Raw genomic sequence first — 13319 nt, 5'->3', positions numbered from 1 at the left:
GCGCATCGCCATCTCACATTGTTCAGGAGATCGATATGACGTCCATCCGCTCCCAGCTCGCTGTGGCGGGCACCCTGCTTTACACCGGCGCCGCTGCACTGCCATCCGGCATGCAGTGCCCGGCGCCGCAGTGGCCTCGCGAAGCGCTGCGCTTTGAACTCGAAGGCACGACCACGGTCGAATACAGCGCTGGCAAGGATGGCTCCGTGCGCAACGTCCGGGTGCTGAAAAGCAGCGGCTGGCGCGTCCTTGACGCCGCCTCCGTGCAGCAGGTGGGCCAGTGCACCGTGCGTCCGGACCAGGCGCGCGACGAGAGCTCGCACGAATTTCTGCAACACGTATGGCGGCTGGAAGGCGCCGAGCGCGTGCGCCCACTGGTGGTGGCGGGAAGCTGCACCCCGACCGCCAGGTTCGACGAGTTTTCCCATTTCACTCGGCCGCCACGCGAGGGTTTGCTTGTGCGCTTTCTGGCGGGTGACGCAGGTATGCCGCGCGCCATCGTGGTCGAAACGCCAGCAAAAGCGGACCTGGTGGCCGAGGCGATCGCCTTTGTCGGCTCGTGCAAATTTGTGCATTCTCCTGAGGTGCCCGGCATGCCAACGGACGCCGGTTATGGGCGCGTGCTGCTGCGTGCTGCCAGTCCGACTCCTTGATCGCGCCATCGCGCGCGGGCCTGGCGCCGCCGCCGGCTGAGGAAGGAACCCGGAGGGGACAGGCACCTGTCTCAAGGCGGTAACGCCCTGAGACAGGTGCCTGTCCCCGGTGTCACGCCGTTATCGATTCGTCACGCGGCGCGGACGCAACGCCCGCGCTTAAACATAAGGCAAGGAAAGGCCGTTCGGCCGCAAGGATGGCTTATGCTCGGCAGATCATTCGCCCTGCCCTCTCCTTGCCATGAAATCTCTCACGTTCAAGCAAAAACTGTGGATCCCGCTGGTCTGCAGCCTGTTGTGCATTACCGCCATCTTCCTGTACCACGCGGTCCAGACGCGCAACGTGCGCATCGAGGAGCGCAAGCACGACCTCGAGAACCTCGTCGATACCGCCATGTCGGGCGTGAAGTTCTACGCCGAACGCGCCAAGGCCGGCAAGATGACCGAGGCCGCCGCGAAGGAAGAAGCGAAGGCGCTGCTGCGCGCCGAACGCTATGCGGCCGACGGCTACATGTCCATCATCGACAGCACCGGCACCCCGATCATGAATCCCACCAAGCCTGAATCGGAAGGCAAGAACCGCTGGGACTTCCAGGACAAGAAGGGCAACTACCTGTACCGCGATATCGCCGCCGCCGGCAAGTCGGCCGCCGGTGCCGGCTTCGTGGAGTACTGGTGGATCCGTCCCGGCGGCACCGAGCCGGTGCTGAAGCTGTCGCGCGTGGCGTCCTACCAGCCGTGGGACTGGAACCTGGTCACGGGGGTCTACATGGACGACATCGAAGAGGCCTTCCATGCCACGCTGCTGAAATCCGCCGGCATCCTGGCGGTCGTGTGCGCCGCGCTGGCCGCCATCGTCGGTGCCATCAACCGCAGCCTGGAGCGCACCATCGGCGGCGACCCCGGCTACGCTGAAACGATCGCTACCCGCATCGCGGCCGGCGACCTGTCCGTTACCGTGGAGACGGCCGCCAACGACACCGGCAGCATCCTGTTCGGCATGAAGACGATGCAGGCCAATCTCGCGCAGACCATCGGCGCGATCCGCCGCAGCGCCGACACCATCGCCACCGCTTCCGCCGAAATTGCGAGCGGCAATATGGACTTGTCCTCGCGCACCGAGTCGCAGGCTTCCGCATTGGAAGAGACAGCGGCGTCGATGGAAGAGCTGACCTCGACCGTCAACCAGAATGCCCAGAACGCGACCCAGGCCAACGAACTGGTGCAACGCGCCTCCGCCGTCGCCCAGCAGGGCGGCGACGTGGTGGCCCAGGTGGTGCGCACGATGGACACGATCAATGCCTCGTCGCGCAAGATCGTCGACATCATCTCCGTCATCGACGGCATTGCCTTCCAGACCAATATCCTGGCGCTGAACGCCGCCGTGGAAGCGGCCCGCGCGGGCGAACAAGGCCGCGGCTTCGCCGTCGTCGCCTCCGAGGTGCGCAACCTGGCCCAGCGCAGCGCCAGTGCCGCCAAGGAAATCAAGGAACTGATCAACGCGTCGGTGGACAGCGTCGGCGTCGGCACCACGCTGGTCGCCCAGGCCGGCACCACGATGACCGAGGTGGTGGACAGCGTCGGCCGCGTCACGCAGATCATGGCATCGATCGCGGATGCCTCGACCGAGCAAAGCACCGGCATCGGCCACGTCAACGAAGCCATCACGTCGATGGACACCGTGACGCAGCAGAACGCCGCGTTGGTGGAGGAAGCCGCGGCGGCCGCCGCCAGCATGCAGGATCAGGCGGCGCAGCTGGCTGCCCTGGTGGCCCAGTTCACGCTGGCGGAAACCAGCGCGACGCCGCGCCTGCCTCGCCAGGCCCAGGCGCGCCTCGCTGCCTGACCTACTTCCAGGCGCAGCTGCGGAAGCCGCAGAACAGGTCGTCGCGCTCGGGCTTGAAGAAGTTGCGGAACTTGGCCGAGCCGAAGCGCGCCGGCGTGGCGAACGAGGCGCCGCGCAGCACCTGGTGGGTGCCGAACCACGGCTGCGAGTACTCGCGGTAGCGGTCCGGCGCGAAGCCGGGGTAAGGCTCGAACGGCGACGCCGTCCACTCCCACAGCTGGCCCCAGCGCAGCGCGGGGTGGCCGGACAGCGCCGCGTACTCCCACTCCGCTTCGGTCGGCAGGCGCCGGTTGGCCCAGGCGCACCAGGCTTGCGCTTCGTACAGGCTGACGTGGCGTACGGGTTCATGCGGCGCCAGCGTGGCCGGCTGCCCGAAGCGCAGCGTGACCCAGTCGCCGCCCTGGCGCTGCCAGTAGCGCGGCGCCGAGCGTTCCTGCCGCATCAGCCAGGCGGCGCCGGCGTCGCTCCAGAACTGGCGGTTGTCGTAACCGCCATCGGCCACGAAGTCCAGGTACTGCGCGTTCGTCACCAGCGCGCCGTCCATGCGGAACGGCGCCACGTGGACGGGATGCGCGAATTTCTCGTTGTCGAACACGAAGCCGTTCGCGTCAGGCCCGCAGCCCAGCTGGATGGTGCCGCCGGGGAAGCCGATCTCGCCGGGGGCCACCAGCATCGGCTCGCCACCCGCCGGGTGCGGCGCCTGCAGGCCCAGGGTCTGCAAGGTGTACAGGAAGGCTTCGCCGTGCATGTCCTCGTGCGCCAGCGCCAGGCGGTACGGGTACAGGGCTTCGTCCGTGTTCGGCTCGCGCGACAGTTTGTCCAGCACCCGGTCCAGCACCTCGTGGCAGTAGGTCTTCACGCCGCCCGGCGTAGGCAGGTCCAGGTTCCAGCGGCTGCGGTGCGGCACCGTATTGGAATCGAACCAGTCGTCCCCTTTGGTCAGCAACGAGGGGCGCTGGGCGTCGGCCGGATGGCTCGACAGCGCCTCGCGCAGGACGAACCATTCGGCGAACCAGGCGGTATGTCCCAGCTCCCACAGCGGCGGATTGACGATCGGCAGATAAGGCACGTTGGCGTTGACGTCGTAACCGGCCTGCGCGAAGCAGTCGAACAGCGCCAGCGTATAATGCCGCGCATTCGTCAGGGCGTCGGCCAACTGCTGGGTGCGTGCGTAGCGAAATGAAGTGGTAATCGAATTCATCCCGGGATTGTAGCGTGCAGAAGACAGAGCGGCCCCACGTGTGCATCGTCAGCCCTGCGCTGGCGGCGGCCAACAACGGCAACTGGCAGACGGCCGCACGCTGGGCGCGCTTCCTGCGGGCGCGCTGCCGCGTGACGGTCGTGCAGCAGTGGCGGCCCGATCCCGCCCGGCCCGCGCCGGACCTGCTGATCGCGCTGCATGCGCGCCGCTCCGCCGATTCGCTGGCCGCTTTTCACGTGGCGCATCCGGGCCGTCCCACCGTGCTGGTGCTGACGGGCACCGACCTGTATCGCGACATCCATACCGACGACGCGGCACAAGCGTCGCTGCGCCAGGCGACCCGGCTGGTGCTGCTGCAGGACGCCGGCCTGGCCGAACTGCCGCCCGCGCTGCGCGCCAATGCCCACGTCATCTACCAGTCCGCCCGCAGCCTGCAACCGTGGAAGGCGCCGCGCCGCCATGCGGACATCGCGATGATCGGCCACCTGCGCGACGAAAAAGATCCGCTGACGTTCATGCGGGCGGCGGCGCTGGTGCAGGCGCCACGCGCGCGGCTATTGCACATCGGCGGCGCGCTCGATGCGGCGCTGGGCGAGCAGGCCGTCGCCACGCAAGCGCAAACGTCGCGCTATCGCTGGCTGGGCGCCCTGCCCCGCGCACAGGCGCGCCAGCGGCTGCGGCGCTGCCACGCGATGGCAATCTGCTCGCGCATGGAGGGCGGCGCCAACGTCATCATCGAAGCGGTGACGAGCGGCGTGCCCGTGCTGGCCAGCGACATTTCCGGCAACCGCGGCATGCTGGGCGACGACTACGCCGGCTATTTCCGCGCCGGCGACGCGGCCGCGCTGGCGCGCCTGATCGACCGCAGCATCCTCGACGCCGCGTTTTACGCGACGCTGCGGGCGCAGTGCGCCGCCCGGGCACCGCTGTTCGCCCCGGCCACCGAGCAGGCAGCCTTGCTGGACTTGGTGGATAATCTGGGGATTTTCCGCTCAACCGATTGCTATCATGGCTACTGAACCGATCAAACTGACATCCTTTTCCCACGGCGGCGGCTGCGGCTGCAAGATCGCGCCGGGCGTGCTGTCCGAAATCCTGAAGAATTCAGCCGGCTTCCCCGTGCCGAAGGAACTCATGGTCGGCATCGAGACGGCCGACGACGCCGCCGTCTACAAGCTCAACGACGAGCAGGCCCTGATCGCCACCACCGACTTCTTCATGCCGATCGTCGACGACCCGTTCGACTTCGGCCGCATTGCCGCCACCAACGCGATCTCGGACGTCTACGCGATGGGCGGCACGCCGATCATGGCGCTGGCGCTGGTCGGCATGCCCGTCAACAAGCTGCCGCTCGAGACGATCGGCCAGATCATCAAGGGCGGCGAGTCGATCTGTGCCGAAGCGGGCATCCCGATCGCGGGCGGCCATACGATCGATTCGGTCGAGCCGATCTACGGCCTGGTCGTCATGGGCCTGGTGCATCCGTCGAAAGTGAAACGCAATGCCGACGCCAAGGCGGGCGACGTGCTGGTGCTGGGCAAACCGCTGGGCGTGGGCGTGCTGTCGGCGGCGCTGAAGAAGAACGTGCTGGGCGAGGAAGGCTATGCGGCCATGATCGCCAACACCACCAAGCTCAATAAACCGGGCAAGGCGCTGTCTGAACTGCCGGGCGTGCACGCGCTGACGGACGTGACGGGCTTTGGCCTCTTGGGGCACCTGCTGGAACTGGCACGCGGCGCCGGCCTGACGGCCAAGCTGGAGATGGCACGCATCCCGCTGCTGCCGGGTGTGGAACAACTGGCGCACGACGGTTTCTTCACCGGCGCCTCGGGCCGCAACTGGGACGCCTACGGCAAGGACGTGACCTTGGCGCCGAGCGTCACGCCGGCCCAGCACACGCTGCTGACGGACCCGCAAACGTCCGGCGGCCTGCTGGTCTCGTGCGCCCCCGAAGCGGTGGACGAGGTGCTGGCCCTGTTCGCGCGCGAGGGCTTCGGCGAGGCCGCCGTGATCGGCGCGATGGCTGCCGGCGCGCCGCGGGTCGAAGTCGTTTGAAGCTCCGGGCACGCTAGCAACACCGGTGACAGGCACCTGTCTGGAGGTCTCCGACCTCCAGACAGGTGCCTGTCACCATGGGTCTTCTGAAGTCCAGCCGGCCCAACGATAAAGCTTGACAACGCCCAACAGCAACCCTTACATTGGATGCATGTTCATGCATCCGCATCTATCCGCTTTCCTGCTATCGCTTGCCGGCCTACCGCTGGCAACGCGCCTACTAGCACGCGCCTGATTCGTTTCACTCACTTCGCGCGTCGCACGCTGTACCCCAAGCCGGCCACAAGCCGCACCGTCTCACACCAGGAAAGATTGCACCGATGTTCATCACGGCCATCCATCGTCCATCCGCACCCGCTGTCGTCCTCGCACGTCCGGCACTGCTCGCGCTAGCGCTACCGACCGGTTGCCTGGTCTAGCGCCCCGTGGCCACCAGGCAGCCCGTCGCCACAGCAGTCCCGCGCCGGCAGCGGCCCGCGCGTCTTTCCAAAAAATTCGAGAACCCAGGAGTACACCATGATGCTGCAGAACCCTTCGACCAAATACCGCGCCTTCCCGCCCGTCCAGTTGACCGACCGCACCTGGCCGAACAACACGATCACCAAGCCGCCGATCTGGATGAGCACCGACCTGCGCGACGGTAACCAGGCGCTGATCGAGCCGATGAGCATCGAGAAGAAGCTGCGCTTCTTCGACCTCCTGATCAAGACGGGCTTGAAGGAAATCGAGGTAGGCTTCCCGTCCGCGTCGCAGACCGATTTCGACTTCGTGCGCAAGCTGATCGACGAGGACCGCATCCCGGACGACGTGACGATCATCGTGCTGACGCAGTCGCGCGAGGAGCTGATCCGCCGCACCGTGCAGGCCGCGGCGGGCGCGAAGAAGGCCATCGTCCACCTGTACAACTCGGTGGCGCCCGTGTTCCGCAAGGTGGTGTTCGGCATGTCGCGCGAAGAAATCACCAATATCGCCACGACCGGCACCAAGCTGGTCAAGGAGCTGATCGCGCAGCACCCGGAAACCGACTGGGGTTTCGAATACACGCCCGAATCGTTCTCGACGACGGAGCTGGACTTTTCCAAGCACATCTGCGACGCCGTCACCGCCATCTGGCAGCCGACGCCGAACAAGAAGATGATCATCAACCTGCCCTCGACGGTCGAATGCAGCACGCCGAACGTGTATGCCGACCAGATCGAGTGGATGTCGCGCCGCCTGGCCCGCCGCGACTCGCTGATCATCAGCGTGCACCCGCACAACGACCGCGGCACCGCCGTGGCCTCGGCCGAACTGGCCGTGATGGCGGGCGCCGACCGCGTCGAGGGCTGCCTGTTCGGCAACGGCGAACGCACCGGCAATGTCGACCTGGTCACGCTGGCGCTGAACCTGTACACCCAGGGCGTGCACCCGGGCCTGGATTTCTCCGACATCGACGCGGTGCGCAAGGTGGTCGAGGAATGCAACCAGCTGCCAGTGCACCCGCGCCATCCTTACGTGGGCGACCTGGTGTTCACCGCGTTCTCCGGCTCGCACCAGGACGCGATCAAGAAGGGCTTCGCCCAGCAGCAGCCGAACGCGCTGTGGGAGATCCCGTACCTGCCGATCGACCCACAGGACCTGGGCCGCAGCTACGATGCCGTCATCCGCGTCAACAGCCAATCCGGCAAGGGCGGCATGGCCTACCTGCTGGAGCAGGACTACGGCCTGGTGCTGCCGCGCCGCCTGCAGATCGAGTTCTCGCGCGCGGTGCAGGCGGTGGCCGACGAGACGGGGCTGGAGATCACGGCGCAAGGCATCCACCAGATCTTCGAGCGCGAGTACCTGGCGCAAACGTCGCCGTATGCCTACGTGTCGCACAAGATGGTCGAGGACAGCAGCGCCGACGAATCGGTGCAGATCGACATCGCGCTGCTGCACCACAAGGCGCCGCTGGCGCTGCAGGGCGGCGGCAACGGTCCGATCGACGCCTTCGTCGATGCGCTGGGGCTGGACGTGAAGCTGATGGATTACCACGAGCACGCGATCGGCCATGGTGCCAACGCCAAGGCGGCCTGCTACGTGGAACTGCGCCTGGACAATGGCCCGACCCTGTTCGGCGCCGGCATCGACAGCAATATCGTGACGGCTTCGTTCAAGGCGGTGCTGTCGGCGGTAAACCGGCAGCTGAAGCAGAGGGCAGAAGTTATTGCGGGCGCGGCTGACACGCACGCGTGAGGTAGTCGAAGGTCAACGCATTGCCGGCCCGCCACCACGGATGGGGCGGTGCAGTCCCGGCAGCGGCCGGCAAGCCGCCGCCACTTGCCCGATTGATCTTCTTGCAACCGTCAAGTGACCGGCTAAACTGGAACGTACTTACCGCACAGCTGCTGGAGACTCCAATGGTCACGTACATTCCAAGTTGTCCCGCGAAACATTGTCAGCGTTGGTATTGCCTGCTGCGTGCCATGGGACTGATGCTGGCAGCGCTCATGGGGCTGTATTGCAACGGCGCCCAGGCCGGGCCCCTCTCGGCCGAGGCCAGGATCGATGGCCTGCGGTGGCAATTAACTGCGCTCGACGATGCCGTGCCTGTCTCGTTGAACGAAACGGCTGTCCGCCCGGAAGTCCAGAGCGCCATCGCCGGCGATACGATTACACTGTGGAGCTTCGGCGCATGGGTTGGTGAGGGCTCCTATCCCGTGACGGCACGAAGGTCGTTCGATGCGAGCACTGCCGGCGCGCAGATCGTCGACGAAACTCTCAAGAGCAGCGTGGATGTCCTGTTGACACGTCCCGCCGCGCTGCCTGGCAGTGCCTGGCGGTCGGATGCTCGCACATCGGTGGCAATGTGGCTGACGCTGAGCCCGAGAACAGTACTGACCGTATCGACCCACACGTCCGGCATGTTCGATGCGTCCGGACTCACCAGCGATCTGTTCCACGCCGAAGTCAGTGCGATGCTGACCTGGTATGACGACCGTGGCCAAGGCTTGGCCAGCCAGATCAGCTTGAACTCGGACTATTCGTTCGTGCGCTCCTGGGACGAAACACTGCAATTGGAAATCAGCAATTCAACGCTGCAACCAATGTCCTTCAGGCTTGAAAGCGCCACAAACGCGTCGGTTTTCCTGCCACCTGCAGCCGCCGTACCCGAGCCAAACGGTGCCATGATGCTGTTGGCGGGCCTTATCACGGCGGCGCTGGTCGCGCGATATCGCGCTCACAATGGCGCTGGACCGGCGATGCCGCGGTGCGTGCGCCAGGCGCATCCCGCTGGCGGCTGGTGCCTCTGCGCGAGCCTGATGCTGTTCGCTGCAGCCCCCGCGCAGGCACAAAGCCTCGACATCAACGGCCGCTTCGGCCCTATCACCATAGAAATACGCGCGCAGGATGGCACGATCAGGACCTACAACCAGCCATGGCAACAGCTACGAATGATTGCACACGTTTGGGAAGGGGGCGAGCAGTACGCAGGCGGCGAGATAGTTACCACAGCCCCTGCCCCGACTGCACTCGAGATCGCTCGAGATTCGGGTAACAGTTGGGTAACGTTCGGGATAGCGGAACCTGCGGCCGGGGCATTGTTTTCGGCTAACCTCCAGCCTGGCGCGATTGCGTACGCAAGCGAACGCTCGATGACATTCACTGAACTCCAGGCAACGGCCTTCTTGGTCGTGCCGCCTTTTTCGTCCGCGTCGGCAACGTTCACTGCCGAGGTCGACGTGCGTCCGGAAGGCATGAGCGATACGCCTTACGAGGCTGTTCTCAACCTCTCCGGCTCATCCGGGTCGCCCAGCACCTGGTCGACCTCCGGCCAGCTGCCTTCGCGCGGCGTACTGAGCTATACCACCTACTTCGACAACACTCTGAATTCCCAGCCGTCGGATCCATACACATTGATGCTTTACGGGAGTAGCCACGCCAGGGCGCTGGTTAGCGGCATACCGGAAGCCTCGCAAGGCATGATGCTGGGTTTGGGCCTGCTGGTGCTGTTAGCGCGACGGGCAATACGAATCGGCACGCGGGTCGGGTACCGGTAAGTTGTATGCGGTCAATGACAGCATCGAGGTCAATGAGGATGAGCCGGTCATGGTCAAAGCGTTGCACGTCACATACCGTAACGAGACAGCGTCGCCGTTATGGATGTACACCTATGCATATGGCGGCGTTTCGCTAGCGCCCGTTACGCCCGTGCCGGAACCGCCCATCTGGCAGTTGGTTGTGGCGAGATGCATCACGTGCCTCGCGTTCCCCACGCGGCTCCACCTCCGCAAGCGCGCCGCGCATCGCCTGCTGCCAGCGCGCAGGCTGCTTCGGCAATGGTTTGGCTTACTGTCCTCGTGGGATTATTCAACGGGAGGACGGCTCACGCGCAGGATTTTCGGCGCATGTGGCGTTTGGCCCGATCGGCGTCACGATCGATGGGCAGACAGTGAGTGGCGGCTGCATGCAGCCGCTTAGCATGGCACTGAACGGTGCATGCGACGCCACCAGGGACGACTGCGTGGTCCGCACCTTCGAGCATCTGGGTCTCCCCATCAACGATACCGTCACGGCCAGCCAAACCTGGTCGCCTATCGTGCTCGATGGTTCGCCATTACAGGGGCGCCAGGAGCTGTGCCGGAACCGGGCAGCTGGCTCATGCTTTCCCTCGGGTTGATGAGCATTCTTGCCTCTCGCCGCGCCGGGCTGCGTATAAGAGACGGTACTGCGCATGCCGTGGCGCTGATGCCTGCAGCATTGGCGACCCGTGCTTGCGTTTGACGCAGCGAAGGCAGCGTTGGCCGCCGTGTCAACGCCTGGATGGCGCAAAAGGCCCGCGCGGTGTCCAGCCCCCGTTCGCGCAGCTCTGGTCGCACAAGTTGAGTTCGCGTTGAGGACGCGCAGCTCTGGTCGCACAAGTTGAGTTCGCGTTGAGGATGGCGCGGCGGGCCGGATGGGAGTTCCAATCCCTGACGCAAACAGGTCCGAGACGATTCGGCTGATGGCTTATACCAACGTGCCGGCACAGTGCTCGGAGTCGGCCCCGCATTTCCGCAACGCGCGGCCGCAGGACGTGGTTCGTGCCGCCCTGGACGGGCGCTCCTGACGCCCGCACCTCGGCCGCGAACACGGCAGGACCAGCTTGCGCCAGTCAAGGATGGTGCCGCCACCGTTCGCTGCCGCCCGCTCGCGGGATCGATGTGGAAAATACTGGCCAGCCGCGCGTTCGCGACGAATATCCACGGCCCGGATCACCATAGTGCCGTCGGACAGTTGGCGCCCGGCCCCGCCAGCACTGCCCAGTGTCGGCGACTGGGCGCGATGCATGACTTTGACGGATGAAGAGAAGATGAAGTAAGTGACGGCAAGCCAGCGGATCATCGCGCCAGGCGGATCCCGGTGAACTGCCAGCGCGCCCCGGCCGGAAAGAAGTTGCGATAGCTGACCCGGGCATGACCCGCCGGCGTCGCGCAGGACGAGCCGCGCAGCACGTATTGGTTCACCATGAACTTGCCGTTGTACTCGCCGATCGCGCCCGCCGCCGGGCGGAAGCCCGGATACGGCGCGTAGCTGCTGCTGGTCCATTGCCAGCAATCGCCGAACATCTGCCGCAATGCGCCGGCCCCGACGCTCTCACCGGGATGCGCAAAAGCCGGCGCATCGCCCGGCTGCGCGCCGTACATGCGCGCGGCGCATTCCCACTCCGCTTCCGTCGGCAACCGTGCCCCCGCCCAGTGGGCATACGCATCCGCCTCGAACAAGGACACGTGCGTGACCGGCCGGTGCAGGTCGAGCGGCTGCAGCCCTGCCAACGTGAATTCGTACCAGTTGCCGGCATCGTCACGCTGCCAGTACAAAGGCTGGCGCAGCGCCTGCGCGCAAGCCCAGTCCCAGCCTTCGGCCAGCCACAGCGCTGGCGTCGTGTAGCCGCCGGCCTCGATGAAGGCCAGGTATTCGCCATTGGTGACGAGGCGCGCGGCCAGCGCGAACGGTTCGACGAACTGGCGATGCCGCGGCAGCTCGTTGTCGAAGCAGAATCCAGCCCCGTCGTGGCCAACGGTAACGACGCCGCCCTCGCATGCCACCCACTCGAGCGGACTGGCCGCCGCCGCCGCGAGCGGCCGCTCCAGGTACGCCGGATACAGCGCGCTCTGTGCCAGCAGGTGCTTCACGTCCGTCAGGATCAGTTCCTGGTGCTGCTGTTCGTGCTGCAGGCCCAGGGTCAGCAGCGCGGCCAGCCGCTCGCGCGCCGCGCCATCCGCCAGGCTGCCCAGCAGCGCCACGATGCGCCCGTCCACGTTGGCACGGTAAGCCTTGACCTCGTCCAGCGACGGCCGCGTCAGCAGGCCGCGCTTGGGGCGCGGGTGCTTGTCGCCGACACCGTTGTAGTAGGAGTTGAACAGCACCCGGAACGCCGGATGGAACGGCGCGAACGCGGGCTCCAGCGCTTCCAGGATGAAGGTCTCGAAGAACCACGTGGTGTGCGCCAGGTGCCACTTGACCGGGCTGGCATCCGGCATCGACTGGGCGCCGCAATCCTCGGCCGACAACGGCGCGGCCAGCGCCAGCGTATGGCCGCGCACGGCCTGGTAGCGCGCCGCCCACAACCCGGGATCGGTCATCAGCATGCCGTCCCCCCGCTTAAGCGCTGGCGGCGCGCGCGTGCATGACGGCGAACCAGCCCGCTGCGTCGGTCCACACGTCGTCCGCCATGAAGCCGGCCTGGGCCAGCAGGTCGGCAAAGCTGTCGCGCGTGTATTTATAGCTGTCTTCCGTGTGGATGCGTTCGCCACGCGCGAAGTGGCGCTCGCCACCAGGCCAGCGTACCGTCAGCGCGGTGCGCGCTTCCAGGTGCATCTCGATGCGGCTTTCCTCGGCATGGAAGAAGGCCACGTGGCGCCACTGGCGCACGTCGAAGTCGCTGCCGATCAGGTGGTTCAGATGGCGCAGCATGTTCAGATTGAAGGCGGCGGTGACGCCGATCGCGTCGTCATAGGCCGCGTCCAGCACCGCGGCGTCCTTGATCAGGTCCACGCCGATCAGCAGGCCGCCGTCGGCCGTCGCGTTCTCGCGCACCCGGCGCAGGAAGGCGATCGCCTCGTGCGGGGCGAAGTTACCGATCGAGGAACCGGGGTAGAAGAACACGCGGCGCCGCGCCGCCACCTCGGCCGGCAGCACGAAGGGGCCGGACAGGTCCAGCGCCAGCGCCGTCATGGCGATGTCCGGAAAGCGCTGGCGCAGCCGGCTGACGGCTTCATTAAGGAACTCGCGCGAGATATCGATCGGCACATACTGCTTCGGCCGCAGCAGCGGGAACAGGCTGGCCGCCTTGGCGCAGTTGCCGGCGCCCAGGTCGATCAAGGTGGCGCCGACACCGATGCGGCCTGCGATGTCCGCGCCGTGCCGCGCGAAGATGGCCGCCTCGGTGCGGGTCGGATAGTATTCGGGCAGCTCGCAGATCGCCTCGAACAGGCGCGAACCGAGGCTGTCGTACAGGTACTTGGGCGATGTGTGCGCCTGCGGCGCCAACAGGCCGGCCACGATTTCGGCCACCGTGGCGGCGTCGCCATGGGCGATATCGGACAGTGTTGGCATGGGGGAC

Annotated in this window: 9 protein-coding genes; 6 read left to right on the top strand and 3 right to left on the bottom strand. The window is 66.2% G+C overall.

All coding sequences use genetic code 11. From position 1 onward, the window contains the following. Positions 1-35: 35 nt before the first annotated feature. Positions 36-653 carry an energy transducer TonB gene (locus E7V67_008995; GenBank protein WUR15223.1) on the top strand — a complete coding sequence of 206 codons (618 nt, stop codon included), beginning with the start codon at positions 36-38 and terminating at the stop codon, positions 651-653. Positions 654-894: 241 nt separating this feature from the next. Beyond that, positions 895-2499, top strand: a complete 1605-nt coding sequence (locus E7V67_008990; GenBank protein WUR15222.1) for a methyl-accepting chemotaxis protein — start codon at positions 895-897, stop codon at positions 2497-2499. Between the two features lies 1 nt (position 2500). On the opposite strand, the gene senA is transcribed toward E7V67_008990, so the two are convergent. Next, complete coding sequence (gene senA, locus E7V67_008985; GenBank protein WUR15221.1) at positions 2501-3700, bottom strand: selenoneine synthase SenA; 1200 nt, start codon at positions 3698-3700, stop codon at positions 2501-2503. A 14-nt stretch (positions 3701-3714) separates the two neighbouring features. Here senA and senB point away from each other — a divergent pair, with 14 nt between their 5' ends. The 4 genes from senB to E7V67_008965 all read left to right on the top strand — a co-directional run bounded on the left by senB (position 3715) and on the right by E7V67_008965 (position 9774). Next, on the top strand, positions 3715-4719 hold the full coding sequence (gene senB, locus E7V67_008980) for a selenoneine biosynthesis selenosugar synthase SenB (GenBank protein WUR15220.1): 1005 nt from the start codon (positions 3715-3717) through the stop codon (positions 4717-4719). Further along, on the top strand, positions 4709-5755 hold the full coding sequence (gene selD / locus E7V67_008975; GenBank protein ID WUR15219.1) for a selenide, water dikinase SelD: 1047 nt from the start codon (positions 4709-4711) through the stop codon (positions 5753-5755). Before senB ends, selD begins: the two co-directional genes overlap by 11 nt. A gap of 516 nt (positions 5756-6271) precedes the next feature. After that, positions 6272-7969 carry a 2-isopropylmalate synthase gene (gene leuA / locus E7V67_008970; protein ID WUR15218.1) on the top strand — a complete coding sequence of 566 codons (1698 nt, stop codon included), beginning with the start codon at positions 6272-6274 and terminating at the stop codon, positions 7967-7969. Positions 7970-8133: 164 nt separating this feature from the next. Further along, positions 8134-9774, top strand: a complete 1641-nt coding sequence (locus E7V67_008965; protein ID WUR15217.1) for a hypothetical protein — start codon at positions 8134-8136, stop codon at positions 9772-9774. Between the two features lie 1320 nt (positions 9775-11094). On the opposite strand, the gene egtB is transcribed toward E7V67_008965, so the two are convergent. Continuing rightward, positions 11095-12339 carry an ergothioneine biosynthesis protein EgtB gene (egtB, locus tag E7V67_008960; protein ID WUR16251.1) on the bottom strand — a complete coding sequence of 415 codons (1245 nt, stop codon included), beginning with the start codon at positions 12337-12339 and terminating at the stop codon, positions 11095-11097. A 19-nt stretch (positions 12340-12358) separates the two neighbouring features. Beyond that, entirely contained in the window at positions 12359-13312 is a 954-nt protein-coding gene (gene egtD, locus E7V67_008955) for an L-histidine N(alpha)-methyltransferase (GenBank protein WUR16250.1), read from the bottom strand. Positions 13313-13319 lie beyond the last annotated feature (7 nt).

The sequence above is a fragment of the [Empedobacter] haloabium genome, assembly GCA_008011715.2.
GTDB classification, from domain to species: domain Bacteria; phylum Pseudomonadota; class Gammaproteobacteria; order Burkholderiales; family Burkholderiaceae_D; genus Rugamonas; species Rugamonas haloabia.
This window is presented reverse-complemented; position numbering and strand designations above follow the sequence as displayed.

Bases quoted from the DNA above. Each gene is read 5' to 3' on its own strand.
- E7V67_008990 (WUR15222.1), top strand. From the start codon at position 895: ATGAAATCTCTCACGTTCAAGCAAAAACTGTGGATCCCGCTGGTCTGC.
- E7V67_008995 (WUR15223.1), top strand. From the start codon at position 36: ATGACGTCCATCCGCTCCCAGCTCGCTGTGGCGGGCACCCTGCTTTAC.
- leuA (WUR15218.1), top strand. From the start codon at position 6,272: ATGATGCTGCAGAACCCTTCGACCAAATACCGCGCCTTCCCGCCCGTC.
- selD (WUR15219.1), top strand. From the start codon at position 4,709: ATGGCTACTGAACCGATCAAACTGACATCCTTTTCCCACGGCGGCGGC.
- egtB (WUR16251.1), bottom strand. From the start codon at position 12,339: ATGACCGATCCCGGGTTGTGGGCGGCGCGCTACCAGGCCGTGCGCGGC.
- senA (WUR15221.1), bottom strand. From the start codon at position 3,700: ATGAATTCGATTACCACTTCATTTCGCTACGCACGCACCCAGCAGTTG.
- E7V67_008965 (WUR15217.1), top strand. From the start codon at position 8,134: ATGGTCACGTACATTCCAAGTTGTCCCGCGAAACATTGTCAGCGTTGG.
- egtD (WUR16250.1), bottom strand. From the start codon at position 13,312: ATGCCAACACTGTCCGATATCGCCCATGGCGACGCCGCCACGGTGGCC.